Origin of the sequence: Dactylosporangium sp. CA-152071 (assembly GCF_050936335.1) — a bacterium.
In the GTDB taxonomy this organism is placed as follows: Bacteria; Actinomycetota; Actinomycetes; order Mycobacteriales; family Micromonosporaceae; genus Dactylosporangium; species Dactylosporangium maewongense.
The window spans coordinates 8,111,104-8,136,682 of record NZ_JBNJMZ010000001.1; the positions used below are offsets into that span (position 1 = coordinate 8,111,104).

The 25,579-nt window shown below is 72.0% G+C and carries 25 protein-coding genes, 4 tRNA genes and 2 pseudogenes; 14 read left to right on the forward strand and 17 right to left on the reverse strand.

Features of this window, described 5'->3' with window-relative positions; genetic code table 11:
• Nucleotides 1–68: 68 nt before the first annotated feature.
• On the forward strand, nucleotides 69–956 hold the full coding sequence (locus ACQEVZ_RS36575; protein ID WP_344503261.1) for a sigma-70 family RNA polymerase sigma factor: 888 nt from the start codon (nucleotides 69–71) through the stop codon (nucleotides 954–956).
• Between the two features lie 21 nt (nucleotides 957–977).
• Nucleotides 978–1,718 carry a YaaA family protein gene (locus tag ACQEVZ_RS36580; RefSeq protein ID WP_433375048.1) on the forward strand — a complete coding sequence of 247 codons (741 nt, stop codon included), beginning with the start codon at nucleotides 978–980 and terminating at the stop codon, nucleotides 1,716–1,718.
• Here ACQEVZ_RS36580 and ACQEVZ_RS36585 read toward each other — a convergent pair.
• Nucleotides 1,699–2,250 carry an HD domain-containing protein gene (locus ACQEVZ_RS36585; RefSeq protein WP_433377176.1) on the reverse strand — a complete coding sequence of 184 codons (552 nt, stop codon included), beginning with the start codon at nucleotides 2,248–2,250 and terminating at the stop codon, nucleotides 1,699–1,701. The two genes, ACQEVZ_RS36580 and ACQEVZ_RS36585, sit on opposite strands and share 20 nt — an antisense overlap.
• Before the next feature lie 36 nt (nucleotides 2,251–2,286).
• On the opposite strand from ACQEVZ_RS36585, the gene ACQEVZ_RS36590 reads away from it, so the two are divergent.
• On the forward strand, nucleotides 2,287–2,763 hold the full coding sequence (locus tag ACQEVZ_RS36590; protein ID WP_344503263.1) for a DUF1707 SHOCT-like domain-containing protein: 477 nt from the start codon (nucleotides 2,287–2,289) through the stop codon (nucleotides 2,761–2,763).
• 9 nt (nucleotides 2,764–2,772) lie between these two features.
• On the opposite strand, the gene ACQEVZ_RS36595 is transcribed toward ACQEVZ_RS36590, so the two are convergent.
• The 4 genes from ACQEVZ_RS36595 to ACQEVZ_RS36610 all read right to left on the reverse strand — a co-directional run bounded on the left by ACQEVZ_RS36595 (nucleotide 2,773) and on the right by ACQEVZ_RS36610 (nucleotide 6,894).
• A complete protein-coding gene (locus tag ACQEVZ_RS36595) occupies nucleotides 2,773–3,423 on the reverse strand; it encodes a LuxR C-terminal-related transcriptional regulator (RefSeq protein ID WP_433375051.1) in 651 nt (216 codons plus the stop codon).
• Nucleotides 3,420–4,589: a sensor histidine kinase gene (locus ACQEVZ_RS36600; RefSeq protein WP_433375054.1), complete on the reverse strand. Its 1,170-nt coding sequence runs from the start codon at nucleotides 4,587–4,589 to the stop codon at nucleotides 3,420–3,422. Before ACQEVZ_RS36600 ends, ACQEVZ_RS36595 begins: the two co-directional genes overlap by 4 nt.
• Before the next feature lie 125 nt (nucleotides 4,590–4,714).
• Complete coding sequence (locus tag ACQEVZ_RS36605) at nucleotides 4,715–5,263, reverse strand: hypothetical protein (RefSeq protein WP_433375056.1); 549 nt, start codon at nucleotides 5,261–5,263, stop codon at nucleotides 4,715–4,717.
• A gap of 107 nt (nucleotides 5,264–5,370) precedes the next feature.
• Complete coding sequence (locus ACQEVZ_RS36610) at nucleotides 5,371–6,894, reverse strand: DUF1996 domain-containing protein (protein WP_433375059.1); 1,524 nt, start codon at nucleotides 6,892–6,894, stop codon at nucleotides 5,371–5,373.
• Between the two features lie 228 nt (nucleotides 6,895–7,122).
• Between ACQEVZ_RS36610 and ACQEVZ_RS36615 the strand changes: the two are divergent.
• A pseudogene (locus tag ACQEVZ_RS36615) lies at nucleotides 7,123–7,476 on the forward strand (formyltransferase family protein); the annotation flags it as partial.
• A 71-nt stretch (nucleotides 7,477–7,547) separates the two neighbouring features.
• Here ACQEVZ_RS36615 and ACQEVZ_RS36620 read toward each other — a convergent pair.
• Entirely contained in the window at nucleotides 7,548–7,868 is a 321-nt protein-coding gene (locus ACQEVZ_RS36620) for a putative quinol monooxygenase (RefSeq protein WP_433375062.1), read from the reverse strand.
• 598 nt (nucleotides 7,869–8,466) lie between these two features.
• A complete protein-coding gene (locus tag ACQEVZ_RS36625) occupies nucleotides 8,467–8,889 on the reverse strand; it encodes a DUF4259 domain-containing protein (RefSeq protein WP_433375065.1) in 423 nt (140 codons plus the stop codon).
• Between the two features lie 1,406 nt (nucleotides 8,890–10,295).
• Between ACQEVZ_RS36625 and ACQEVZ_RS36630 the strand changes: the two genes are divergently transcribed.
• The gene (locus tag ACQEVZ_RS36630) at nucleotides 10,296–10,805 is read left to right on the forward strand and encodes a sigma-70 family RNA polymerase sigma factor (protein ID WP_344503270.1); all 510 of its coding nucleotides are present in this window, start codon (nucleotides 10,296–10,298) and stop codon (nucleotides 10,803–10,805) included.
• Complete coding sequence (locus ACQEVZ_RS36635) at nucleotides 10,802–11,527, forward strand: anti-sigma factor family protein (protein WP_433375068.1); 726 nt, start codon at nucleotides 10,802–10,804, stop codon at nucleotides 11,525–11,527. Before ACQEVZ_RS36630 ends, ACQEVZ_RS36635 begins: the two co-directional genes overlap by 4 nt.
• 109 nt (nucleotides 11,528–11,636) lie before the next feature.
• Here ACQEVZ_RS36635 and ACQEVZ_RS36640 read toward each other — a convergent pair whose 3' ends face one another.
• Complete coding sequence (locus ACQEVZ_RS36640; protein WP_433375071.1) at nucleotides 11,637–12,257, reverse strand: (2Fe-2S)-binding protein; 621 nt, start codon at nucleotides 12,255–12,257, stop codon at nucleotides 11,637–11,639.
• A gap of 91 nt (nucleotides 12,258–12,348) precedes the next feature.
• Here ACQEVZ_RS36640 and ACQEVZ_RS36645 point away from each other — a divergent pair, with 91 nt between their 5' ends.
• Both ACQEVZ_RS36645 and ACQEVZ_RS36650 read left to right on the forward strand, forming a co-directional pair.
• Nucleotides 12,349–12,951, forward strand: coding sequence for a TetR/AcrR family transcriptional regulator (locus tag ACQEVZ_RS36645; RefSeq protein ID WP_433375074.1), 603 nt, complete (start codon nucleotides 12,349–12,351; stop codon nucleotides 12,949–12,951).
• 39 nt (nucleotides 12,952–12,990) lie between these two features.
• Complete coding sequence (locus tag ACQEVZ_RS36650; RefSeq protein WP_433375077.1) at nucleotides 12,991–13,404, forward strand: GntR family transcriptional regulator; 414 nt, start codon at nucleotides 12,991–12,993, stop codon at nucleotides 13,402–13,404.
• A gap of 10 nt (nucleotides 13,405–13,414) precedes the next feature.
• On the opposite strand, the gene ACQEVZ_RS36655 is transcribed toward ACQEVZ_RS36650, so the two are convergent.
• The 3 genes from ACQEVZ_RS36655 to ACQEVZ_RS36665 are packed head-to-tail and all read right to left on the reverse strand — an operon-like array spanning nucleotide 13,415 to nucleotide 16,582.
• Complete coding sequence (locus ACQEVZ_RS36655) at nucleotides 13,415–15,109, reverse strand: Hsp70 family protein (protein WP_433375080.1); 1,695 nt, start codon at nucleotides 15,107–15,109, stop codon at nucleotides 13,415–13,417.
• A 37-nt stretch (nucleotides 15,110–15,146) separates the two neighbouring features.
• On the reverse strand, nucleotides 15,147–15,956 hold the full coding sequence (locus ACQEVZ_RS36660; RefSeq protein WP_344503277.1) for a PP2C family protein-serine/threonine phosphatase: 810 nt from the start codon (nucleotides 15,954–15,956) through the stop codon (nucleotides 15,147–15,149).
• Nucleotides 15,953–16,582: a hypothetical protein gene (locus ACQEVZ_RS36665; RefSeq protein ID WP_344503278.1), complete on the reverse strand. Its 630-nt coding sequence runs from the start codon at nucleotides 16,580–16,582 to the stop codon at nucleotides 15,953–15,955. Before ACQEVZ_RS36665 ends, ACQEVZ_RS36660 begins: the two co-directional genes overlap by 4 nt.
• 200 nt (nucleotides 16,583–16,782) lie before the next feature.
• Here ACQEVZ_RS36665 and ACQEVZ_RS36670 point away from each other — a divergent pair, with 200 nt between their 5' ends.
• Complete coding sequence (locus tag ACQEVZ_RS36670) at nucleotides 16,783–18,480, forward strand: hypothetical protein (RefSeq protein ID WP_433375085.1); 1,698 nt, start codon at nucleotides 16,783–16,785, stop codon at nucleotides 18,478–18,480.
• A gap of 56 nt (nucleotides 18,481–18,536) precedes the next feature.
• On the opposite strand, the gene ACQEVZ_RS36675 is transcribed toward ACQEVZ_RS36670, so the two are convergent.
• Nucleotides 18,537–18,612: transfer RNA gene (locus ACQEVZ_RS36675), tRNA-Gly, on the reverse strand.
• Nucleotides 18,613–18,696: 84 nt separating this feature from the next.
• On the opposite strand from ACQEVZ_RS36675, the gene ACQEVZ_RS36680 reads away from it, so the two are divergent.
• From ACQEVZ_RS36680 to ACQEVZ_RS36695, 4 genes are all read left to right on the forward strand, one after another.
• A complete protein-coding gene (locus ACQEVZ_RS36680) occupies nucleotides 18,697–19,743 on the forward strand; it encodes a CapA family protein (protein WP_344503642.1) in 1,047 nt (348 codons plus the stop codon).
• Between the two features lie 100 nt (nucleotides 19,744–19,843).
• Nucleotides 19,844–19,916: transfer RNA gene (locus tag ACQEVZ_RS36685), tRNA-Gly, on the forward strand.
• Between the two features lie 17 nt (nucleotides 19,917–19,933).
• Nucleotides 19,934–20,004: transfer RNA gene (locus ACQEVZ_RS36690), tRNA-Cys, on the forward strand.
• Between the two features lie 36 nt (nucleotides 20,005–20,040).
• A tRNA-Val gene (locus tag ACQEVZ_RS36695) sits at nucleotides 20,041–20,115 on the forward strand.
• A 316-nt stretch (nucleotides 20,116–20,431) separates the two neighbouring features.
• Here ACQEVZ_RS36695 and ACQEVZ_RS36700 read toward each other — a convergent pair.
• Nucleotides 20,432–21,466, reverse strand: a complete 1,035-nt coding sequence (locus ACQEVZ_RS36700; RefSeq protein WP_433362362.1) for an IS630 family transposase — start codon at nucleotides 21,464–21,466, stop codon at nucleotides 20,432–20,434.
• A gap of 200 nt (nucleotides 21,467–21,666) precedes the next feature.
• Nucleotides 21,667–22,478: pseudogene (locus ACQEVZ_RS36705) on the reverse strand (site-specific integrase); the annotation flags it as partial.
• 176 nt (nucleotides 22,479–22,654) lie between these two features.
• Here ACQEVZ_RS36705 and ACQEVZ_RS36710 point away from each other — a divergent pair.
• Nucleotides 22,655–23,248 carry a TlpA family protein disulfide reductase gene (locus ACQEVZ_RS36710; protein WP_433375088.1) on the forward strand — a complete coding sequence of 198 codons (594 nt, stop codon included), beginning with the start codon at nucleotides 22,655–22,657 and terminating at the stop codon, nucleotides 23,246–23,248.
• A gap of 137 nt (nucleotides 23,249–23,385) precedes the next feature.
• Here the strand turns inward: ACQEVZ_RS36710 and ACQEVZ_RS36715 are convergent, their stop codons facing one another.
• From ACQEVZ_RS36715 to ACQEVZ_RS36725, 3 genes are all read right to left on the reverse strand, one after another.
• Entirely contained in the window at nucleotides 23,386–24,090 is a 705-nt protein-coding gene (locus tag ACQEVZ_RS36715) for a YcnI family protein (RefSeq protein ID WP_433375091.1), read from the reverse strand.
• An 80-nt stretch (nucleotides 24,091–24,170) separates the two neighbouring features.
• Nucleotides 24,171–24,635, reverse strand: a complete 465-nt coding sequence (locus ACQEVZ_RS36720; protein ID WP_344503283.1) for a vitamin K epoxide reductase family protein — start codon at nucleotides 24,633–24,635, stop codon at nucleotides 24,171–24,173.
• Nucleotides 24,636–24,637: 2 nt separating this feature from the next.
• Entirely contained in the window at nucleotides 24,638–25,504 is an 867-nt protein-coding gene (locus ACQEVZ_RS36725) for a DUF929 family protein (RefSeq protein ID WP_433375099.1), read from the reverse strand.
• Between the last annotated feature and the right edge of the window lie 75 nt (nucleotides 25,505–25,579).

Here is a 25,579-nt window from a genome sequence, read left to right on the forward strand (position 1 = left end):
TCGAAAGTTCTTCGTGTCAGCAGGTGGACCGCCTGCACGGGGTTCACCACAGACACGAGGGGGAACCGATGACAGCGACCCTTGAGGGTGCCACGCTCAAGGTCCAGTTGGAAGGCCGCGAGCTCGAGGACCTGATCCGCGAGCACCTGCCACTCGTCGGGCATCTGGTGCGCCAGACGCTCGGACGCCTACCCGCCCACGTCAGCCGCGAGGACCTCGTCTCCGCGGGCATGGCGGCCCTGGCCGGCGCCGCGAAGGCGTTCGACCCGAGCCGGGGCATCCCGTTCGGCAGCTTCGCCACGACCCGAATCCGCGGCGCGATCCTCGACGAGCTGCGCGGACTGGACTGGGCGAGCCGATCCGTGCGGGCCAGGGCCAGGCAGGCGGACGCGATGCAACAGGAGCTGACCGCGGCGCTCGGACGCACCCCGACCAACCACGAGCTGGCGGAGGCGCTCGGCGTCAGCGTCGACGAGCTCCAGGCGATCGACGACGACGTGCAGCGGGCGGCGGTGCTGTCGCTGCAGGGCTTCGCGGCCGGCAGCGCCGAGGACATGGTGCCGGAGCGGGCCGCCGGCCCGGAGGACCTGATCCTGCACCGTGAGCGGATCGGCTACCTGCACAACGCCGTCGAGGCGCTGCCGGAGCGGCTCGGGAAGGTCGTGAAGGGGTACTTCTTCCAGGAGCGGCCCATGATGGAGATCGCCCACGACCTGGGCGTCACCGAGTCGCGGGTGTCGCAGCTGCGCGCCGAGGCGCTCATGCTGCTGCGCGACGGCCTCAACACGCACCTCGACCCGGATCTGGTCTCGATCAGCGACAAACCGACGGGCTGCGTCGCCCGCCGCCGCGAGGCGTACCACGACAAGATCGCCAACGCCGGCAACCTCAACAGCCGGCTGGCCCAGACCAACCACCACGGCATGCCGTTCGTCCAGTCGGGCCGGCACGCGTAAGGACGGCTGTACCCTCGGGCGGTGCTGATCCTGCTGCCACCGTCCGAGGGCAAGGCCGCCGCCCCGCGGCGCGGCGCGGCCCTGGATCTCGACCGGCTGTCGCTGCCCGCGCTGTCCGACGCCCGCACCACCGTCGTCGACGACCTGGTGAAGCTCAGCGGCGACCCGGCGCTCGCCCTCACCACGCTCGGGCTGACCCCGGGCCTGGCCGACGAGGCCGCCCGCAACGAGGCGCTGCGCACCGCGCCGACCCTCCCGGCCGCCGCGCTGTACACCGGCGTCCTCTACGACGCGCTCGGCCTCGCGTCGCTCACTGGGCCCGCGCTGGCCCGGGCCCGCAAGCAGCTGCTCATCTTCTCCGGGCTGTGGGGCGCGGTCCGCCCGGCCGACCGGATCCCGTCGTACCGCTGCTCGATCGGCGTCCGCCTGCCGACCGTCGGGCCCCTCGCCGCCCACTGGCGCACGGCGCTGCCCCCGGTCCTCGACGAGCTCGCCGGCGACGCTCTCGTGCTGGACCTGCGCTCCTCCGCGTACGCCTCGACGTGGACCCCGCACAACGGCGTCACGGTCCGCGTCCTGCACGGCGGCAAGGTCGTCAGCCACTTCAACAAGGCCACCAAGGGCCGGATCGTCCGCGCGCTGGTGCTGGCGGGCGCCCGGCCGCGTACCCCGGCCGCCCTCGCGACGGCGCTGCGGGAGCTCGGGTACACCGTCGACGCCCGCACCCCGCGCGAGCTGGACGTCACGGTCGAAGCGCTGTGAGGTCGGGCTCGCCGTACCGGGCGACCATCGCGTCGAAGCACACCACCTTGTCCACGCCGAACCGCGCGACGTCACGCCGGTAGCCGTCGGCGGTCACGAACCTCGGCGGGTTGCTCTTCGTGTGGAACTTGTCCGCGTACATGACGAGCCGCTCCTCCTCGCTCACCGCGACGTAGTCGCCGGGCGGGATCGGCAGCGCCTGCCGGGCCACGTCGGCGCGGGTGATCCCGACCCCCGTGTGGCACGAGCAGAACCGGCACAGGGCCTCCGGCAGTCCCTCCTCGCGCAGCAGCTCGTGCCCGAGGACGCCGTGCCTGATGTACGGGTCGCCGCGCAGCCGGTAGACGCCGATGTCGTGCGCCAGACAACCGGCCTTGACCAGGGCGGGGTCCACGCCGGCCGCCCTCGGCAGCAGCTGCTCGGCGATGCGCCACACGGTCACGCAGTGCGCCCACACCAGGTCGAACGTGTCCCGGTCCGGCGCGTGCCGCTCGTGCAGCGCGCGGATCTCATCCTCGGAAGGCACCCACATACCGCCCGATGCCGCCATCCCGGTCACCCTCCGTTGTTGTCCGACCGCAGTACGGTCGATGACATGTACCCGTCGCCGTCGTTCCGGGCGTCCGACGCCGACCGTGAGGCCGTCGTGGCGCACCTGGGCACCTGCCTGTCCGAGGGCCGGCTCAGCCTGTCCGAGTTCGACGCGCTCACGCGCCACACGTACGCCGCCCGCACCTGGGGCGAGCTGCTGCGGATCGTCCGCGACCTGCCCCCGCTGCCGGCGCCCGCCCAGCCGAAGGCCGACCCGCAGCCGGTGGCGCCGGTGCTCGCCCTCGTCTTCGGCATCTTCTCGCTCCCCGCGGCCGCCTGCGGCCCGGTCGGCGTGATCGCCGGGATCGTCGCCGTCGTGCTCGGCGTCGTCGCCCTGCTCGGTGCCGGCGGCGCGGGCAACCGGCGCGGCCTCGCCATCGCCGGCGTCCTCTGCGGCACCTTCGGCATCCTGTTCTCCATCGCCATGGTCATCCTGTACGCCACGGTCGACTGACGGCGCCGGCTACGGGTCGGGGGTCGTCCAGCGTACGACGGCCTCGGTGCGGCTGCGGACGTGCAGCTTGGCGAAGACGTGGTTCAGGTGGTTCTTCACGGTCTTCTCGGTGAGCAGCAGCTGCCGGGCGATCGCCGCGTTGGACAGGCCCCGGCACAGCAGGCCCATCACGTCCTCCTCGCGGTCGGTGAGCCCGAACCGGGACCGGCCGTCGCGGCGCCGGTGCTGGTCGCGGCCCACCGAGGCGACCACGGACGCGGCCACCGACGCCGCCACCGGGGACAGCCAGCCGCGCCCCCGGGCGACCTCGTGCACGGCGCGCAGCAGCTCCGCGGGGCTGAACTCGCCGTGGACGAGGTAGCCGCGGGCGCCCTGGTGCAGCATCCCGCGGATCAGGTCGGGGTGGTCGTCGCTGGTCAGCACCAGCACGGCGGAGTGCTGGGCGAGGACGCCGATCACCGACAGCCCGTCGGCGACCGGCATCCGGTGGTCGAGCAGGGTGACGGCGGGGCGCAGCCGGCGGGCCGCGGCCAGCGCCTCGCGGCCGTTGGCGGCCTCACCGAGGACGCGCAGGCCGTCGTCGCCGTCGAGGATGCCGCGGACGGCGGCGCGCACGATCGGGTTGTCGTCGACGACCAGGACCCCGACGGGATGCGTCATGCCGCGCCCAGCGGTACATGGACGGCGACGACGCTGCCGCGGCCCGGGGCGGAGTCGAGGTGCAGGCGGCCGCCCGCCATCCGGGCCCGCTCCGCCATGCCGACGATGCCGAAGTGGCTCGCGGACTGCAGCCGGGACAGGTCGTCGGGGACGGTGAACCCGACCCCGTCGTCGCTGATCTCCAGCAGCGCGCCCCGCCGGACCGGCGCCAGGCGGACGACGACGTGCCGCGCGGACGCGTGCCGGGCCACGTTGGCGAGGGCCTCCCGCAGGATCCGGATCAGCTCGTACGCCACCATGATCGGCGGCTGGACGGAGCCGAGCTCGGTCCGCACCGGGATGCCGGACGTGGCGCTCCACGCGGCGCACACCTCCGCCACGCTCGTGGTGAGGTCCTGGTCGGGCACGTCGAAGCGCATCTCCCGCAGCAGCTCGCGGGCCTGCCGGGCGGCCGCGGTCGCACCCGCGGCGACGGTGGTGGCGAGGTGTTCGGCGAGCGCCGGCTGCCGGCGCAGCGACGACGGCAGCGCCAGCGCCGCCAGGGACACCCCGCGCAGCGTCTTGGCCACCGAGTCGTGCAGCTCGCGGGCGAGCCGGGCCCGCTCCGACGCGGCCGCCGAGCGCTGCGCGGCCACCAGGAGGCTGGTCGACAGCTCCAGGTGGCGGGCCAGGGCGTTGGTCGCGACGACCGCGCCGAGCCCGGCGAGGGCGCCGGCCATCGGGAACGCGACGACGAACGCGGCGATCTCCGCCGGCGGATCGCTGCGGCGCAGCACCTCGGCGGTGACCGCGAAGCTGAGCGCGGCGTGGCCGACCCACACCGGCAGCGCCCGCATGCCGAGCACCACCCCGGCGAGCCCGCCGGCGCCGGCGGCGTAACAGAAGTACGCGATGCCGCCGCGGCTCACCGCCAGGACCGTGAACACCAGGGCGAGGTCGGCGGCGACGACCACGACCGGCCGGGCGACCAGCCCCGGCCACCGGGCCAGGGCGCCGAGCTGGGCGGCGGTGGCGATGGCGACGAGCGTGAGGACCGCGATCACCGGGCCCGGGTCGTCGACGAGCAGCAGCCCGGCGGCGGCCGCGCTCATCGTCGCCGCGGCCCGCGCGATGAGCACCGCCCGGGTCAACGCCGCAGCGGCGATCTCCCGGCCCGCCGATTGCATCACTGGACACCCGCCTGTGCTGGAAACGCGATCGCGACAGCGAACGCTACCCGCCGTGCCGCGGCCGCCGAACCCCCGGCAAGGCGCCTAAGCCGGATTTCAGCCCATGTTGATCAGCCGATAAGTCAGGTGATCGTCACGACGTCGATGTCCGGCGCGGGCGTGTCGTCGTTGAAGAGCGTCAGCCGCAGCTCCCCGGCCGGCAGGTCGGCGGTGAACTGGAACGACCGCGGGACCGTCCACGCCGGGCCGGTCACCTGGAACGTGCGCGGCGCCGCCCCGTTCACCCGGACCTTCACCGCGCGCGGGCCGTCCACCTCGTACCCGACCGTGATCGTCCGCGACCCCGCCGCGGGCAGGACGGCACGGACCTCCAGCACGCAGGTGAAGCACAGGTAGCGGACCCGGGCGCCGCCGTGGCAGGTGCCGCACGCGGTGACGGCGGCGCCGCCGGTCAGCCGGTTGCCCGGGTCCTCGGCCTCCACGACGATCGGGGCGAAGCTCGCCGGTGCGCTGCCGGGCACGGCCGCCGAACCCCGTACAGGAGGCGCTGAAACGACAGGCGTCCCGCCGTCGGTGTCCCGGTCCGGGGCGATCAGCGGCGGCACGAGCACCGTCGCCGCGGCCATCCCGGCCGCGACCACCGTCACACCCAGCCACTGCCGCCGGCTCAACTGCACTCCTTCACCCGTCCCGGACGGACCCTACGGCACATGTCTGGACAGACGGCGGCGCCGCCGTCCTCTGTCGTGGACGGCGGCGCCGGGTGCCCTGTGGGGGGTCAGGGCAGCAGGTAGTTCTCGTTCAGCACGTACGGGGCCGGCTGCTGGTCGTCGCGGCCGTCGTGGCCCCGCGGGTCGCACTGCCGGGCCGCCACGATGCACCCGTCGACCATCGCGGCCAGGGTCCGCTCGTCCCACGCGTTCATGAAGTCGTAGTGGAACGTGGGGCCGGCGCCGCTGGCGAAGCGCACCTTCGACATGTCACCGTTGACCGGCCAGGCCATCTTGAACTCCAGCTTCGGCACCGCGACCGGGTGGCTGTCGGGGCAGACCCAGCCCGACGCGGTGTGACTGTCCACCGGGTACACGATGTGGCTCTGGTGGTCCGGCGAGTCCAGGTGCCGCCCGTCCCAGCAGCTCGGTGCCTGATACCGGATGTTGAGCTTCACGTCCCGCGCCGACGAGCAGGTCAGCGGGATGTTCTTGTTCTTGTAGCTGTTGCCGCACTCGAAGCCTTCCTCGGTCGCGGCGAGGAACTTGTCGGCGTCGGTGTTCTTCGCGTTGCCGACCACGAACCGCAGCCCCTTCGGGAACGGCCGGACGCTGCGGTAGTCGGTCACGCCGGCCTTGTAGTAGATGACCTGCAGGCCTTCGGGGTTGACCGGGGTGTCGCCGTTGAACAGCGTCGGCATCCAGTACGCGGACAGGTCGCCCTTGGCCTTGCAGGTCGTCTGGCCCTTCGCCAGCGACTCGATGGTCGTGCCGGCGTTCGTGGTGGTGTTGCCCATGAACGTGTGCAGGTGCGAGGCCCCGGGCAGGCCCGGGAACACGATCGGGTCGTCGCCGAGGTTGGTCCGGCTGACCGAGCAGTTCGCCTGGAACTCGTGGAACCCGCCCTTGTTCGGCGGCACCTCGTGCGACGCCTTCACGTTCGTCACCGGGTTGGGCGCGTCGATCCAGCCGGTGCCGCCAGTGCCGCCAGTGCCGCCGTTGCCCCCGTTGCCCCCGGGGCTCACCGGGGGGCTGGTCGGGGGTGCCGTCGTCGGCGGGTTCACGGTCGCGGTGGCCGGGGCCGAGCCCGACCCGTACACCTGGAACTCCCACAGCGAGAAGCCGTATCCGCTGGACCGTTTGGTCCCGAACATCCGCACGTAGCGCGCGAGGCCGCTCACCGCGAGGCTCTGCACACCTCCGGTGCCGGTCGTCGTGGTGTACGCCGTGCGCCAGCCCGCCCCGTCGACGGACACCTGCACCTCGAACGCCGTCGCGTAGGCCCGCTCCCAGGTGAGCACCACCTTGCCGATGGCCACCGGAGCGCCGAGGTCGACCTGGATCCACTGCGGGTCGCTGAACGCGCTGGACCACCGGGTCTTCGGATCACCGTCGAACGCGGCCTTCGCCGGATACCCCTGCCCCTCCAGCGATGAGGCCGTCGCCGGCTTCCCCTGCGACAGCGGCGTGTCGCCCGCGCTCGCCAGGTGCAGCGGCCCGGTCGCGAACCAGCCGAGGAACCCGGCCAGCGCGACCGCGATACCAGCCAGGACGAACAGCCGCGACCGCGGCGCGCGTCGAAGGGATGTCATGCACGTCTCCTGCGTCGGCCCGGGGCACCGCCGCCCGGCACCCACCGGCCAGGACGCTAACGGCGCACCCGCCCCCGCGCCTGAGCCCAAAGACCCAGACGGGACCCAGCCCCCTGGGCCAGCAACTGACCGCCGCCTGACATCAACCACAACGGATCAGCGCTGACCGCCTCCTACGCCACCAGCGCGGACACGACCGCCCGATATGGTGAACCGATGCCCCAACCTATGCGCGTGGTGCTCGCCGCCAGCGGGGCTGAGCAGTTCGACCTGCTGCGCGACACGTGCCTGGCGGCGGGCCATGAACCGGTTGCATACGTGGTATCGAGGTCGATGCGTCCCCGTTCATCAGTTGACGCGTGGATGGCTGAATCGCTTTCAAAGATCGTGACCCAACTGCCGGACGACATTGACCTTCTGGTGCCGGCGAGCGGCGATGGACTGGCCCGTCAACTCGTCGGTTACCGGCCGGATCTGGTGGTTGTGCACGGCTTCAACTGGCGGCTGCCCGTGCGGGTACTGGAGATGGCGACATACGGGGCGATCAATTCCCATCCGTCGCTGTTGCCGAAGTATCGTGGACCTGCGCCCACGCTCGCCACCACGGTCGCATTCTGCGCCACACCCCACCCACCGCGCGGTGCTCCTCATGGTCACCGTGGCATCGGCGCCTTCCCGGAGTCGGCCTGCATGAACGTCACGTCGACGCCGCTCGTGTACTGCGCCCGATCGGCCAGGAAACGCTTCGTGTGCGGCTGCTGCTCGTGCGCGTCGAAGGCAGCCCGGTCGGCGTACAACTCATAGAACACGCGAATCAGCGGCTCGCCGGGCACGGAGTGCACCACGTACGCCAACGTGCCCGCTTCGAGCCGCTCGATCTCTGGAGTCGTCCGCGCAACCAGCGCATCGAACCCCTTCGCCGCCACGTCGTCGTGGAGCCGGAACCGGACGACCAGCGCGAAACCCCTGCTCATTGTCTCTCCCCCTGGTTTCATGGTCGCGACCAGCTTGCCAGGAGCTGCGTCGTATTCACCTGGTGCTGCACCTCGACGCGAATCCGATCAACCGACGCCCACGTGAGCAACCGGCGACTGCGGTTGAGGGGGTGGGTGAAGCGAAGCTCCGTGGGCGGAACCAGTGACCTCTTCGTGTCAAGGCATCCCTGGGCCCGATCGAGCTCGACCGCGTCCTGGCCGACCAGACGCCGCTCATCGTCGCCACCGTCGTCGCGGCGGATCGACGCTGCCAGCCGCAAGCGGGACCAGTCGCACTGGCGGACGTGCGTCGCGCCGCGGTGGTCAGGCTCGTCCTGCGGTCGCTCGGCGGGAAGGTCTCGTCGGGCCCGTCCTGAAACCCGAGGTACGGACCCAGGTCAACGAACTGGCGCTCATCCTGTTTACCCTGCTCAGAGCGTTGGCGCCTGTCGGTCTCCGTGGGTGTTCTCGGGGTCAATCTGCAAGATCGTCTCCCAGATTTCTCCCAGAGTCGGGCAGGGGTGACATCTGCCGACGCGACCCGAACGACCGCCTGGGAGTCGCCACCACCTTGCCGGCCGACGAGGAACGTCCGGTGTCAGTCACCGGCACGCTCAAGGACGGACCGGATGGGTGCAAGCACGCCGACGAGTTCCTCGAAACGGCTGCCCTCTTCCCAGAGCGAGCGCCACTCGGAGTTCTCGGCGACGACTCGGTCCAATGCGCGCAATGCAAGGGGCGGAAGATCGGTCGGTACGTCGAACCCGCCATCTGCGGTGATGAAGTCGGCACCCAACGACGCCGTCGTCGGTCCGCCAGGCAGTTGCGACGCGAGAATTGCGGCTGCCGCGATGGCCTCGACTGCGAAGTCGCTGTCAAGGTACGAGCTACCCTGCTCGACTACGGCCATGAACGTGCGACGGATGAGCCCGCCGCGCTCGTGCGGGGCGCAATGCTCCAGATCGTTGCGCCAGTCCAACGCACTGTCGTTCTGGAATGGACCTATGCCCCACGCGCCCATACTGTTGCCTTCCTCAGCCGCTGCCCCAACCGGCGATCATCGTAAGAGTGCCCGTGTGCCCTGGCCAGTGCGCATTCAGCCGCGATTTGGTCGAGGTCGTAGTCGCCTCCGTGACAAGGTCCAACCCGGAGCCGCCCCCCGGGCTTCCCGGGTTGCCGCGGTCCACGGGCGCGCAGCCCTGGCCGCCGGAGGCGCACCTCCGGGTGCAGCGGCCGGAGACCCTGCCCGCCGGAGGCAAGACGGTGACGCGCGACGGACCTGGCGCAGTCCGGTGCGGTGGCCGGCCGCAGCCTCCCGCTCCGTCGACAATGGCAGCAAGGTCTGACGCACGTTCATAACCGTGCTCGACGTTGCCCCGGTCCCTCGCGGTGAGGATGGCCGGGGCTTCGGTGTGCCCGCTGGACCTCGCGCAGCCGGGGTCGCCGCGCCGGGAGCGAAGCGGCAAGGTGCGGCGTGCCCCGAGCGGCGCGCAGCGGCCCGTCAGGCGACATCTTCTCCCTTGACTCGACGCCGGATCGCGAACAAGTCAATGACGGCATGCACCTGCACGATCGACAGTGTGCTGTGGCGGCTTGTGTGGTGCCGAACGGTGGGACGCAATGAACGGGACGATGGAACCGACTGACTTTGCCTGACGATCGGTGGACGGCGGACGACTGTGCGCGCTTTCTCGGCGTCACTCGGAGCACCTGGGCTGCATACGTGACGCGGCAGCAGGCGCCGCAGCCTGAGCGGAAGTTCGGGAGGTCGTCGACGTCGCCGCGCTGGGCGACGATGAGCGCGAGGCCGGCGAAGCGGTGAACCCGGCCGCGTAGGTGCGTTCCGCCAGCTGTCCGTACGGACTCCTCCGCGTATGTCTGCGCGGCGCTGAGGTCACCCAGGCGCCACAGTGCCTCCGCGACCTGCGTCTCGATGAGGCCCGGCTGGACGTAGGACGCTTCGGCCGGTTCGTCGGTCTGGTTGATGCGCCCGGCGGTCCACTCCGACTCGGCCATGTGCCGCTGACGGTCGGCGCTCTGTCCCATCCGGGCGTACGCCTTCCCCGCCAGGGAGTGCAGATCGGCGGCGAGGGCGTGGCTGAGATGCCCCCGCGCCGCGCGCAGCGCCGACTCCGCGTACTGCACGACGAGCCGCGGTTGGTTGTTGTGCAACGCGTGGGTGCTCGTCAGCGCCACGACGGACGCGCCGAATGCCTTGTCGCCGCTGGCTTTCGCCATGCGGAGCGCCGAAGAGGTACGGCTGGGCGAGGCCCTGCTGGTCGGCGTCGGACGCGCAGACCCGGCAAGAGCCAGCACCCGCCAGCCTCCCGGGGCGGCCTTGAGGCGGAATGCGGCAGGTGGTTGAACCCGCAACCGTTTGGTGGTGTACACCTCTCAAGGACCGGCGCGGACGAGGGGAGTACCCGGTTGACCAGGGACGAGGAGCTGATGACCGCGCTGTACACCGAGCATTACGGTGTGCTGCTCGGCTTCGTGTCACGGTACGAGCGCGACCGCCACCGTGCCGAGGACCTCGTCCAGGAGACGCTGCTGCGGGCGTGGAAGCACATCGGGAGGATCGACGTCAGCCGGGACACCACGCGGGCGTACCTGCTGACGATCGCCCGCAACGTGGTCAGCAACGCGTGGCGGGCCGACCAGCGGCGGCCCCGGCTCGTCGACGACCCCGACGCGATCGCCGCGGTCGCCGACGCCGACAACGTCGACGAGCTCGTCGAGGGCTGGCTCGTCCGTGCCGCCCTGGACCGGCTGTCCGTGGAGCACCGGCAGGTGGTGGAGTCGGTCTACTACGACGGGCGGACCGTCGCCGACACCGCCCGCCACCTGTCCGTGCCCGAGGGGACCGTCAAGTCGCGTGCCTACTATGCGGTCCGGGCGCTGCGCGCGGTGTTCGAGGAGATGGGGGTGCTGCGATGAGCGACGAGCATGACGCGGTGCGTCCGCTGCTCGGCGGGTACGTCCTCGGCGGCCTCGACGACGCCGACCAGGCTCTCGTCGACGCGCACCTGAGCGGCTGCGCCGGGTGCCGCGCGGAGGTCGACCGGCTCGCCCCCGTGCCCGAGCTGCTGCAACGGCTGCCGGCCGGACCGGCGTCGGCTCCGCTGGAGGCCCCGACCCGCGACGGCCTCGACGCGTTCCTGCGCCGGGCCGCGCTGCCGGAGCGCCGCCGGAGGGCGCGGCTGATCGCGGGGGTCGCCACGGCCGCCGCCGTGCTGGCAGCCGTCGCCTTCGCCGTTTGGCCGGAGTCGTCGCCGGTACCGACGGCGACACCACGGACGGTCCCGCAGTCGGTGACGCAGCTGTCGACGCAGCCGTCCCCGTCATCGTCGCCCGCCGCCGGGACGGTGGTCCAGTTCGTCGCGGCCGCGGGCAGCGCCATGTCGGGCCGGGCGACGCTGACGCCGCGGCAGTGGGGCGTGTCGGTGGCCCTGGAGCTGACCGACCTGCCGGGCGAGGGGCCGTTCGTGCTGCGGGTCGTGGGCCGCGGCGGCCAGGAGGAGCAGGCCGCGTGCTGGGGCCGCACCACGTCGGCCTCGGCCCGCGTGACGGGCGCCAGCTCGATCCAGCTGCCCAACGTCGACAAGGTCACCGTCTCCGACCACGACGGCCACCTGCTGGGCACCGCCGCCAAGGACTGAGCCGTCTCCGACCACGACGGCTACCTGCCGGGCGCCGCCGCCAAGGACTGAGCCGGCCCCGACCGCGACGGCCATCTGCTGGGCACCGCCGCCGAGGACTGAGCCGGGTTCAGGGCCGTCGCAGGACGCAGTCGCCGCAGGTGCCGCCGCCGGGGATGCGGTAGTACAGGCAGCAGTTGCGGCGGCGCAGCGCGCGGCCGTGCAGGTCGGCGGTGCCGGCGAGCGGGTCGGCGGTCAGCAGGTCGGCGACCAACGCCCAGACGGCGGGGTCGTCGAGCTGGCCGGCGGCACCGGCGAGGGCCGAGCTGACGTTGCCCCACAGGACCTTCGGCGACAGCCGGAACTCGGCCCGGAACACCTCGAGCAACGGCGCGACCAGCCCCAGCAGGATCCGCTCGCGGAAGGCGTCGCGCGCCAGAGGGCCGCCGGCCGGGGTGGTGCACGCGATCGGCCAGGGCCCGGCGGGCACAGGCTTCCAGAACAGCTGCCCCGGATCCGGATAGCGGGGGTCGAGCAGCGGCGGGGCGAGCAACCGCGACGCGACACCGAGGAACGTCACCGACGCGACGACCCGCACCGGCACCACCGCGGGGTCGAGCCCGAACATCGTCAGGAGCGTCTCGCGCGCCACCCCGACCCGCTCCGCCGCGACTGCCGGGGTGAGCAGGTCGGTGAACGGCCGCCAGCCGTCCGCCGCCGTGTGGTCCTCCCAGACGAAGTACGGGTTCACGAGGCGCAGCGTAATCCAGCGACACGGGCCGATGGCGCGTTCACCGCACGATGACCGGATCGCGCCGTGGCGCAGGCGATACCATGGGCTGATGTCCGTGACCGCAGACACCGGCGAGCGTTCGCGGATCATCGAGGCCGCGCACCGCTGCCTGGTCGACACCGGCGGCGAAGGCCTGTCCGTCACCGGGGTCCTCACCGCCGCAGGCCTGTCCACCAGGGCGTTCTACCGGCACTTCGGATCCAAGGACGCGCTGCTGCTGGCGATGTTCCGCCGCGAGAGCGACCGGGTCCACGCGGAGCTGACCGCGGTCGCCGACTCCGCCGCCACGCCGCCGGACGCGTTGCGGGCGTGGATCTCCGGGTTCCTGTCGCTGACCGCCGACAGCCGGCGCCGGCGGGGCGTCCTCGTCATGTCGTGCGGCGAGCTGATGGGCACCGCCGGCTATGCGGCGGAGCGGGCGCGCCAGCTCGGCGCGCACCGGTGCGCGATCGCCGCGATCCTGGAGCGGGGGCGCGTGGACGGGTCGCTGCCGTGGGCCGACCCCGAGGCGGACGCGCGGACGATCACGGCGGCGCTGTCCGCGGCGTTCCAGGAGCGGATGGCCGCCAGCCCGTCGCCCGAGGCCGCCGAGGCCGCCGCCGGGCAGGTCACCGACTTCGCGCTGCGCGCCCTCGGCGCCGCCGCGAACTGACGCTTCCCCCGCCTGTGGCCTAGTGGCTACAGTCAGCGCATGCCGCCACGGTACGAGCTGGTCGCCGACGCCCTCCGGGCCCAGATCATGGCCGGGACGCTGCGCCCGGGGTCGCTGATCCCCAGTGCCGGTGCGCTCGCCCACGAGCACGGCGTCGGCCGGGACACGGCGTTGAAGGGCATCGCCGTCCTCCGGCGGGAGGGGCTGCTGTTCCTGGCCCCGGACAAGTCGATCCGGGTCGGTCCGGTCGCGGGCCGGGCCACGCGCGGGCCGCTGAGCATCCCCGACGACGTGCTCGACGTGCCGCCGGGCGGGGTCGTGTCGGCCCGGATGCCGACGCGGCGCGAGCGGGAGCGCTTCGACCTGCCGGAAGGGGTGCCGGTGCTGGTCGTCCGCACCGGCGCCGTCGAGGAGGTCCATCCCGGCGACCGGTACGGGCTGCGGCTGCCGTAAGCCCCCGCGGTCAGTCGGACCAGGCGGCGACGCCGTCCAGGCGGGCGGCGATGGCGTGCCAGGTGGCGCGGACCGTGTCGGCGTCGACGGTCGCGAGGCGGCGGCGGGTGGATCGGGCGGTGAAGGGCTGGTCGGCGGTGCGGAGCAGGTCGTCGACGGTGTCGAGGAGCGTGCCGGGGGCGAGGAGGGCGCCGACGTCGTGCAGGTCGAACGCGTCGGCCAGCTCGACGGCGACGTCCCGGGCGCCGATCAGCAGGTCGGGCAGCCACTGCTGCGGCGGGTGGCCGAGGTTGTACTGCACCAGGTCCAGGTCGATCACGTCCTCGTCGCCGGGGTGGCCGACGAGCGTCACGAACCGCTCGCGGGCGGCGTCCCAGCCCGGGACGGCGGCGAGCTCGTGGGTGTCGTCGTCCAGCAGGTACTCCGTGAGCCCTTCGACGCTGCGGAACAGCAGCGGGCCGCCGGCCCGGGCGAGGAACACGGTCCGCTCGGGTTCGGTGAGGCGGGCGCGGATCGTCCAGCCGCTGCCGGAGGGCAGGCCGAGGTGCAGCGGGTGGACCGGCGCGTCCCGCCACACGTCGCCGGGCACCACCGCCCAGGGGTCCGGCAGCCAGCTCCACAGGTGCGCGCCGTCGCGCCCCGGCCGTCTCGGCGCCGGCTGCGCGGGGGCGGGGGCGGCCGCCTGCCGGGGGAACCCGCTCAGGACCGCCAGGCTGCCCTCGGCGGCGGCGAGCTTCGGGTGCTCGGCGGCGACCGGCTCGATGCCGGTGACGCGGTGGAGCAGGGTCGCGACGAGCGGCAGCAGGGTGGCGCCGCCGGCCAGGTACACGCCTTCGACCGACGTCTCGTCGACGCCGGCGGCCCGCATGGTGCGCAGGGTCAGCTCGGCGGTGGGGCGCAGCAGGGGCGTCGCGATCCGCTCCAGGTCGGCCGGGGTCAGGGTCACGTCGACGCCGGCGGCGACGCGGACGGTGACGGGCACCCCGGTGGCGAGGAGCTCCTTCGCGCGCCGTGCCTGGTCCAGGAGCCTGCGCCAGGCGCCGGAGCCGCCGCCCGGGGCCGCCGCGCGCAGGTGGGCGGCGATCGCCGCGTCGAGGTCCAGGCCGCCGGCGCCCGCCAGGCCCGCGGAGGCGACGATCCGTGGGACGTCGGCGGAGGGTTGGACGACGGCGGTCTCGAAGGTGGCGGCGCCCAGCTCGTACGTGATGAAACTCCGCCCTGACGTGACCGGCACCCGCGCGGCGAGGGCGCCGGCGAGCGCGACCGGCGCCGGCACGAGCCTGGCGGCCGGCAACCCCGCCATGGACGCGGCGGTCAGCAGCGCGCCGCGGGCGTGGGCGCCCCAGGACGCGGGGTGGGTGAGGGCGACCTCCTGCAGCGCGGCCCCGCCGGTGACCCGCAGCGCCTCGGCGTGCACGGCCCACAGGATCGCCGCGAACAGGTGCACGACCGGGACGTCCACCCCGCCGAGCCGCACGCTCTCCGCGGCGGCGTGCGACTTCGGATGCGGCTCGAACCGCTCGGGATCCCCGGCCCCGCCCCGGAGCGCGGCGGCGCCGACCGCCAGGACCCCCTCGGCCACGTCGAGGTGCACCGCCGACGGCAGCAGCGGCGACCCGTCGAACAGCAGCGGCGCCACCCGCCCGTCGGTGTCCTTGAGGACCGCGACCGTGCTGCCGGTGCCGACATCGATGCCGAGATGCATCGCCCGATGGTGCCAGCCCGCCCGCCGCGGCGGGCGGTCAGGGGCGCGTGGGGATGCCGAGCGGGTCGGTGTCCAGGCCGAGATAGGTGATGAGGCCCGGGTCGGTGTCCTCGTCCTCGGGGGCGGCGTGTGCGCCACGGGTGCGCGGCCCGGCGTCCGGACCGGTCGCGAGGTGGTCCACGACGACGACGGTGACGTTGTCGCGGCCGCCGGCGAGGACGGCCCGGTGCACGAGGAGGTCGGCGGCGGCCTGGGCGACCGGTTCGGCCCGCAGGGCGGCGGCGATCTCGTCGTCGGTCAGCTCCAGGGGCAGCCCGTCGGAGCAGACGACGAAGCGCTCTCCCGGCACCGGCGACAGGACCCACAGGTCGGCGGGGGGTGCGGGTCTGGTGCCGAGTGCCCGCGTGATCACGCCGCGGCGGCGGGTGACGCTCTGGGGTGCGGTGTGGTCGACGGTGAGCTGGGTGAGGACCTCGCCGTCGTAGCGGTACACGCGGGAGTCGCCGACGTTGAACACCGCCCAGCGCTCGGCGTCGCCGTCGAGCACGAGGCTGAGACCGGTGACCGTGGTGCCCATGCCGGTGCGGACGGGGTGTTCGACGGCGGAGGCGAGGATGTCGGCGTTGGCGCGGGCGATCTCGTCGTGCACATCCTGCGGGGTGCGGTCCGGCAGGTCCGCGAGCCGCCGCAGCGCCGCGACGGCGAGCTCGCTGGCGACGTCACCGGCGGCGTGCCCGCCCATGCCGTCGGCGACGGCATACACCCCGTCGACGACCAGCGCGCTGTCCTCGTTGCGCTGGCGCACCCGGCCGACGTCACTGGCGGCGCCGGCCCGGACCGTCGTCACGAGGCACCGGCCCGCACCGTGGTGCCGCCGAACCGCGACACCAGCGCGGCGACGACATCGTCCCGCCCGACCGGCGACAGCGGCCCCGAGCCGTCGTCCGCCGACAGCATCCAGGTCCCGTCGGCGTCGCGGGCGATCGCGACCCCCGCGCCGTCCGACGCGATCGCCACGGCCGCCTCGCCCTCGCCGGCCGTGCACCGGTCGACGAACCTGGCCAGCGGCGACGCGAGGGGCTCGGCCGGGTCGAGGACCTCGATCCCGAACAGCCCGAACGGCCCCGGATAGGTCGCGACACGGCCGGCGGTGCCGCTGAACACGTGCATCGCGATGGTCTTGTCGCCGGTCGACCCGGCCGCCTCCGTCGTCGTGTGCAGCGTCGCCAGGGCCGCGACCGCGCCCAGGACCAGCGGGCCCGGCACGACATCGCCGCCCTCGTCGGTGCACAGGCCGCGGGCCAGCAGCGACGCGACCCCGGCAGCGGTGACGATGTCGGTGGCCGCCTCGGGCTGCAGGGCGAGACGGCGCCGGACGCCATCCATCGCGGCCGTGCGCTCACCGTGCGGGCCGGCGGCGGAGCGGAGGAGAAACTCCAGCTCCGCGAACGTGCACAAGGTCGTGTCCGCCATGCTCCTCCTTCACGTATGCGCCGCGAGAAGCCAGGAAAGCCGAAGGAAGAACGGCCCGATGAGACTATCAGGAGCCGAACCGTCGCCGTTCGCCGCGGCCCGGTCGACCGTCCCGCCCTCAAATCGTACAAATGACGCATAACACAGATGTTTCGCTGTTCACCTGCGGGTGAGGGCGGCGGCGGGGCAACGTCAACGGAGTGGATCACGCAACGGGGCTGAGCCGGCGCGCGGTGCTGCTCGCGGCCGCCTGTGCGGGCGCGGGAGTCGCCACTGACGCCTCGGCGGCACCCTCGGCCGGCGCGCTGCTGCCGGTCAGCATGGCTACGCACATTCACGGGCCGTTCAGCGAAGGGCTCGCCAGCTACGCCGCGCACCTGGAGCAGGCCCGCAAGCACAAGGTCGACGTGGTCTGGTGGACCGACCACGACTTCCGGATCGCGGCGGCCGGGCACCGCCAGGCCGTGCACTTCGACGGTGCCTCCGAGCCCGAGCACGGCCTCGGCTGGACGTGGAAACAGCACCTCGCCGGCAAGCCCCGCGGTCACGCCGCCGACTTCGTCGCCTCGCCGCACTCCCCGCGCGACGGCACCGGCAAGGCGCTGCGCCTGAGCGCCACCGGCGGCGGCACGCTGCGCATGGAGGGCATCGCCTGGAACGCGATGGCGAACGCCTGCGTCGCCGACACCACCCTCACCCTGGACGTGCTGCCCGAGCAGCTCGCCGGCGGGTCGCTGACGCTGGAGATCCAGCTGTCCAACCAGCCGGGCAAGGGGGTGCTGCGGCTGCGGTACGACATCGGCGGCGCGACCTTGGTCACGCGCAAGGCCGACAAGGCGGTCGGCACGGTGACGCGCCCCGTGAAGGCGGGTGTGTGGCAGTCGCTGACGTTCGACCTGTGCGACGACATCGCGGCGCTGTGGCCCGACATCACCGCCGGCGACAACGCCCTCACGGGGCTGGCGCTGGAGGTCCGGCAGGCTCGGTTCGTGGTCGACCGGCTCACCTTCGACCGCGCCCGCCGCGCCGGGCAGGCCGGCGAGCAGCTGCGCGCCGAGGTCATCGCCGCGGTCGCGAAACGCTACCCGGACGTCACCCAGTTCCGGGCCCTCGAGGCCTCGATGGTCAGGCACCTGAACTGGTTCGGCGGCGACCTGACTTTCCCACCGTTTCCGAGCCCGCCGCTGCGCGACAACGACCCCGACCTGACCGGGTCCATGGTCCGCCGCCTGCACGCCCACGGCGGCCTCGTCTGCTGGAACCATCCGATGGACGTGGCGAAGCGCGACGAGCTGGCGAAGCTGATCGTGACGCGGGGTGCCCTGGGCGCCGACCTCGTCGAGATCGGCCGTGACCCGGTCGAGGATCTGCTCTGGGTGTACGACGTCGCCGCCCGCAACTGCGTCTTCTTCACCGCGCTGGGCAGCAGCGATGACCATGACGCCACCGACTGGGCCGCCAACGAGGACCACTTCGTCAGCCACGTCTGGTCCCCGTCGAAGAGCCGCGCCGACCTGCTGCGCGCCCTGTCGGCCGGGGCGGCCTGGTTCACCGACCTCGTCTCGTTCCGCGGCGCCCTCGACCTCCGCGTCGGCGGTGTCTCCTACATGGGCGCGGTCCTGGTGGGCGCGGCGCCCGTGAAGGTCGACGTGACGGCGACGAAGCTGCCGAAGGGCGCGAAGCTGGAGGTCGTCACCGGCAAGCTCGGCAGCGGCCTCTCACCGTCCACGAAGATCACGGCCGACACGTCGGTGCTGCTGCAGCCCGGCACCTACGTGCGCTCGCAGGTCCGGCTCAAGAACGGCACGCTCGCGGGCGTCTCGAACCCGCTGTGGCTGCTGGCGAAGGCGCCTTCCACACCGATTCCGGTGGCCCGGCGGAGGGCGTTACCCTACTGAAAAACCGCCTTCGTCGGACCGTGGTCCATCGAAGGCGGTTCTTGAATCCTGTTCCTTGGAGCGGACGACGAGATTCGAACTCGCGACCCTCACCTTGGCAAGGTGATGCGCTACCAGCTGCGCTACGTCCGCGTTGCTGGTGAAGACTCTAGCGCATCGTCGCGCGGCGTTCACCGAGGGGGGGCGGTCACCCGATAGCGTGACTCCGTGAGACGCATGATGTTCGCGGCGCCGTTGCTGCTCATCGCCGGTTGCACGGCCACCGCGGCGCCCTCCGCCCCGGCGCCGTCGTCCGCCCCGGCGACCGCCGCGCCGGCTTCGGCCTCCCCGTCGCCCACCCCGGTCGACCTGACGCTCGCCTTCGCCGGCGACGTGCACTTCATGGACCGGACCGCCAAGCTGCTCGCGGACCCGGCGACCGCCTTCGGCCCGATCGCGTCGCAGCTGTCCTCGGCCGACCTCACGATCGTCAACCTGGAGACGGCGATCACGTCCCGCGGGACCGAGGAGCCGAAGACGTACCACTTCCGCACCACACCCGTCGCGATCGAGGCCCTCAAGGCGGCCGGGATCGACGCGGTCAGCATCGCCAACAACCACACCCTCGACTACGGCCGGGTCGGGCTGCTCGACACCCTGGACGCCGTCCACAAGGCCGGCTACCCGGCGTTCGGGGCCGGCGCCACCATCGACGAGGCGTACCGGCCCTGGCTGACCACCGTCCGTGGCGTGAAGATCGCCGTGCTCGGCTTCAACCAGGTCAGCGAGCTGGCCTCCACCTGGGCCGCCGGCCCCGACAAGCCTGGCATCGCCATGGCGTTCGACACCGCCCGCGCCACCGCCGCGGTCGCCGCCGCCCGCGCCCAGGCCGACCTCGTCATCGTCTTCAACCACTGGGGTGACGAAGGCAACAGCTGCGCCAACAGCGCCCAGAAGACCTTCGCGGCCAAGCTCTCCACCGCCGGCGCCGACCTGATCATCGGCTCCCACGCCCACACCTTGCAGGGATCGGGCTGGCTGGGCTCCACGTTCGTCGCCTACGGGATGGCCAACTTCCTCTGGTACGGCACCTCCAAGAGCACCGACACCGGCGTCCTGCGCCTGACCGTCCGGGACCGCAAGGTCACCAAACGGGAGTTCCTGCCCGCCGTCGTCTCCGACACCGGCCAGCCCAAACTGCTCACCGGGGCCGCCGCCACCAAGCTCAGCCAGCGGTACGACAGCCTCCAGACCTGCGCCGGCCTCACCGCACAACCCGGCTGACCCCACCCCGACGCGCCGGATCCGGATACCGGTTTGGCATGACGGTTGGCGGTCGGCTAGAGTTTGCATCCGTCGCCGGGTGCAAGACAGGCCAGGCGGTGCGGACGTAGCGCAGCTGGTAGCGCATCACCTTGCCAAGGTGAGGGTCGCGAGTTCGAATCTCGTCGTCCGCTCGGGAACAAGTGACCACGGTGGGGTGGCCGAGAGGCGAGGCAACGGCCTGCAAAGCCGTGTACACGGGTTCAAATCCCGTTCCCACCTCGGAAAGGCCACACCACGGTGAGGCACCCCAAGCTAGGGCGATTGGCGCAGTGGGAGCGCGCTTCCTTGACACGGAAGAGGTCACTGGTTCAAACCCAGTATCGCCCACCAGCAAAAAGGCCCGCTCTCGATCTCCGAGAGCGGGCCTTTTGTTTGCGAGGGGTCATACAGGGGGTCTACGTCGCGGCAGCAGCCCGGGGCCGCCGCTACGCCGTCACCGTCATCGGTCTTTCAGCCGAAGAACGATGCGGTGAACGATCACACCCACGGCCACGCCGACCAATGCGGCTGCCGGAGCTTTCTGCCAGTCCGGGTACCCAGGCAGCCAGTGGCCTGACGTCACCGCCAGCGCGAAAAAGACGGCTGTTCCAGCAACCAACCCGGCGGTACGGGAGGGCGGCGAGCTGTCAGCCTTCATCATCTGGTTCTAAGCGGATTCCCTGAAGTTCTGCGCGTAACTGCGGGGCAGCCACGGTGAGGTCCATGCGGCGGCGGTGGTCAGCATCTGCTGTGGTGTTCGTCGCCGGAAGAACACGCGGGCTTGGTGGATGCGTTCGGTCCAGGTGACCGCGGTGTTGGCCAACTGCGCTTTGAGCGCAGCCCAGACGCGTTCCACCGGATTGTCATGCGGACTGTACGTAGCCCCGTACAACAACCGCAGCCGCGGGTGGTCGCTGACCCACTGCTGCACCCTCGCGGCGTGGTGGATGTTGTCGTTGTCGCAGATGACCGCCACTGCTGGGGCGGTGGGGTAGGCGGTCAGCAGCAGTTGCAGCATGGTGGTGAAACCGGCGGCGCTGCGGCGGGCCCAGAGCGACCACCAGGCGCCGGTGGCCAGATCGAGGGCGCCGAAGATGGTGGCGCGCCGGTTCTTGCCCGGTGTCATGACCCGGTGGCGGCGTCTGTGCAGGGTCCAGGTGGCCCGCACTGTGGGGAGCAGGTCGAGGTGGGCCTCGTCCGCGGCGAGGACGACCGATCCGGCCGGGAGCCGGGCGATGCGGCGGCGGATGCCCGCCACAACGCGGTCGTGGTCGGGGTCGCCTTTGGGGACGAGGCGGGGTCGTCGCCACTGGGCCACCGTGCGGGTGCGTCGCCACAGGGTGTGCAGGCTGACCTGGGGTCTGCCCAGCTGCTGCCGGATTCGCTGGATGGTCCACGGCCCGGGCTTGGCGAGCAGTGTGGTGATGCGTGCGGTGAGGGCTGGGCCGCCGAGGCGGGGCCGTCCGGGTCGGGGCCGGTCGGGTAGGCCGGGGATGCCGTCGATGGTGTAGCGGTGCAGCCAGCGGCGCACGGTGGCGGGGTGGTAGTCCAGCAGGTCGGCGATTTGGGCCGGGGACATGCCGGCGGTGGACAGCACGACCATGATCAGGCGGGTGGCGGTACGCCACCGGCCGTGCAGCAGGTGCATGATCTGGGCCCGGGCGCTGCTGGAGACCTCGGCGGATACACAGACAGGGCGCATAATGGACACGACCTTGCCGGTTCGTTGTGGTGGTGTCTGGTTCTTCACCAATCATCAACAACCGGCAAGGCCGTGTCGTCTTCGCCCCTGGCGACCCACCCACGCCTGGTTACGCGCAGAACCTCTGTCAACCCGCTTAGTACCTCGCCACCACTGTGGTTGTCCAGGGGCTTACGTGCTGCAGCCGTCCCACCAGGCAAGCCGAACATTTGGTTCATGACCTCGGCGCCGTTCAGCAGGACCGGTCGGAGCTGGTGGCGGTAGACCGCCTCCGTGACCCTCGTCCCCGCGTGCCCGACGATGTCGGCGATCTGCTCCAGGGTCATCCCGTGTGCGGACGCGATCGACACGAAGCTGTGACGTAGCTCGCGCGGTGTCCAGTCGTCGGCCGCCAGCCCGGCCGCCTTCACCACCCGGCGGAGGATCGCCGGACGTTCGCGGCGTCGAGCGCCGTACCGACGGCCGACACGAACACCAGGCCGGTCTCGTGCCATGAGTCGCCAGCCCGCCGCCGCGCCTTGTCCTGCTCCTGGCCGTGCAGGTCAAGCGCGTAGACGCAGAGTGCCGGCAGAGCGAGCGTGCGACGGGACTTCGGGGTCTTGGTGTCCCCGCCCACCCGATCGGACCGCCAGACCGACACCGACGGCGGCACCGGCGGTGTGTCGTCCGGGCGTCCCTTGAGGTCGAGCAACTCCCACCGGAGCGCCCGCACCTCCTCGGTCCGCAGGCCGGTGAGCAGCGACAGCACGATGTAGGCATACAGCGGCGTGTCCCTGGCGGCCTCCAGCAACGCGGTGCCCTGCTCCATCGTCAGCGACTTCGAGGGCCTGCCCGGCTGCCCCTTCGGCAGGTCGCACAGCGCGGTGACGTTGCGGCTCACATGCCCGCGGGCCATCGCTCGCCGAAGCGCCCGCTTGAGGCACGAGAACAGGCTGCCCAGAGTTGCCGTGCTCAGGACCTTCGCCCGGTCGGCGAGCCACCGGTCAACGTCCGTGGCGGTCAGGTCCTTGAGCCCCTCTCTGTCAGGCTGAGTTGAGACACCAGATGATGGCGGCAGCGCTGCACCGAGCGTGATCCTGACGCGGCGGCGATCGACGGCGTGCGTTCCGGCGGCGCGGCTCAGATGAGAGGCAGGGATGGGCTACCGTCTACACGAAATTCGAGAGGTGTGTCGACCTCCAAGGGGGCATGGTGTCCACACATCATCGCGTTGTTGCATGCACAATCGTCGCAGTCGGCCTGGCGGCGGCGTGGTATTTGCAGGACACGGCCACCACAAGCGGCCCGGGGGACGTCGCAGCGCGTCCCTCCGCTGCCGCCATCGTCCAAGTTCCGCCGGCGAGCCGTCAGGCCGCGCCGGCGCTGACCGGGCAACTCCTCGACACCAGCGCCTTCCGCCTCGCCGAATGGCGCGGTTCCGTCGTGGTCGTCAACTTCTGGGCGTCCTGGTGTGCGCCCTGCGGTGACGAAGCACCGGACCTGCAGGCCGTCGCCGACGCCACGGCTGGCCTCAGCGTGCGCATGCTCGGCGTGAACATCAACGATGACCGCGACGAGGCCAGGAAGTTTGTCGACGCCTACCAATTGACCTACCCGAGCCTGTTCGATCCGGCCGGTGAGATTCCGCTGATCTTTCCCGCGATCTCGCCCCGCACGCTCCCGAACACCGTCGTCCTTGACCGGGCCGGCAACGTGGCAGCCGTCGCTCGCCGCAAAGTCACCCGCACCGAACTCGAGGCCGCTGTTCGAGCCCTCGCTGCGGAGTCGGTGGCAACCGGGTGACTGGCAGCAACCGCTCAGGGCACTGGCTCCCACTGTGACCCAGGGCCACCTGTGAGCCGGCGGCTGCGGTGATCAAAAAGCGGATCCGGTCGTGGTGGTGACCGGATCCGCTGTTCGATCAAGCGGGGGTGCTGTCCTCAGGACGTCCGGGAGCGGCGGAGGGCCAGGACGGCGACGACCAGGCCGGCCAGGCCGGCGACGAGGCCTGCGATGCCCAGGCCGATGGCCGTACCGTCGCCGCTGCCGCCGTCATCGTCCTTCGCGGCGACCGAAGCGGCAGGTGCCGCGGAGGCTGTGGCGTCGGTCTTCTTGGTGAGCTTGAGGACGGGGGCGGGGTGCTCGGCCTCGGCGCCGGCGGCGGGCTCGTCGATCCAGCGGACGATCTCGCCGGTGGAGTAGGTCTGGAGGGCCTTGAAGACGATCTGGTCGGTGGTCGGCAGGGGGCCGAGGGAGACGTCGAACTCCTGGAACTGGTGGGGCTTGATCTCCGCACCGGCCGACGCGGTCCAGGTGATTTTGGAGACGGCGTCGGTGAGCTCGCCGTCGTCGGTCTTGATCGGTGTGGCGAGCTTGCTGGTCTCGGCGACGGCGGTCCAGCCCTGGAGCGGTTTGAGCGACACCGACGCGATCGGCTTGTCGGTGGGCAGCGCGATCTCGAGCTTGGTGGTGGAGGCGTCGTCGCGCTCGTTGGGCACCCGGAACGTCACCTTGGTGTAGCCGCCCTGCGTGGCGGTGTTGGGGTTGACGGTGACGTGAGCGGAGGCGGCGGCGGGGAAGGCGAGTGCAGCGGCGGCGGCCGCGGCGACGGCGACACCCGCGCGGACCACGTGGGTCAGGCGCATGATGCGGGCTGTCCTCTCGGGCAGGAACGACAAGGTCAACCGGGTAGTCGCCCCGGACCGCCGGAAAGTTCCCCGCGGTTCTACGCTAAATCCGCCGGGTCGGCATACGCCGTGCCGAGCGCCGTGACGGCGAACAGGCCGATCGCCAGGACGTGCACCGCCGTGCACCACAGGCAGATCGCGTCGAGGGTGAAGAGCTCCGCGTAGACGAGCCAGACGACGAACAGCACGCCGACGCCGGTACAGGCGAGGCGGGCGAGCCGCACGTCCCGTCGGGGTGTCCGCCACAGCGCCGACAGGGCGAGCATGGCGACGAAGTACAGCAGACCCAGCACCGCCACGGGGATGCCGAACACCGCGGACTGCTCGCTGGTGGTGACCTTCAGGCAGTTGAGCGCTCCCGTGTCCGGGCAGGCGAGGGTCGTCGACGACGTGAAGTGCTCATACGTCAGGTACGCGGACACGCCCAGGCCGAGCACGGACAGCACCAGCGAAACGGGCGGCACCCACCGCTGCACCAGCTGGTCGGTGGTGGTCTCGGTCATGCTCAGACCTTTCCCTGGAAGGCGGTCACGGCCTGGGAGGTGCAGACGTTCGCCGGTTTGCCGCCGGTCACCTTGCACAGCACGGCGGTGATCGCGTTGGCGTTGCCGTTGACCGCCTTCGCGATCTCGCTGCCGGGGTCGGACAGCGCCTTGGTCACCTGCTCGGCGGTCATGCCGGCGAGCAGCTCCGGGCTGAACGTCGCGCCGGAGGTGATCGCCTGGTTGGCGTAGTCGACGAACGGGATCGATCCGGCGGACTTCGCGTCCACGTAGGGCGGGGCGTTGAACTTCTGCACCAGCTGCGCCTGCTGGGGGGTCAGCTGGTCCAGCGGCGTGTACGAGCCGCCCTTGCGGGTCCTGCCGCTGGTCTCGACGCCCTGGAATGTGAGCACGTCGCTGGTGTACGTGCTGCCGTGGAACGACACCGTCGGCGTGTCGGGGTACACGTCGTCGGACGCCGAAGCGGTGATCGTCAGGCCGCTGAACGTCCCGAACCGGGACAGCGCGACGACCACCGGCCAGCGCTGCGCGGCGCAGAACGGGCAGTACTCGGCGCCGACATACAGCACCAGGGGCTTGCCGCCCTCGGTGAGCACCGGCTGGCCGGTGACCGCCTTCGGCAGGATCTCGGCGGATCCGACGCCGACCTGGTCGAGGACCGCGGGCGGCACGGACGTCAACTGCGCGACGATCGCGGCGGCCGCCTCGCCGGTGGGGAAGGCCGGTGTGGGCTTGGTCTCGGGCCCCCCGGCGCCGCCGAGCTTGGCCACGATCATGACCGCGAACACGACCAGGACGGCGGTGATCGCGGCCGTCGCCTTGCGCATCCTGCCCCGCCTGGCGGTCGCCCGCTCCTGGATCAGTCGCATCCGTCGCGCGTATTCGCGCGAGTCCCGCTGGCGCTTCGACACGCGCAACCCCCACTCGTCTGTCTATTAGTCGTA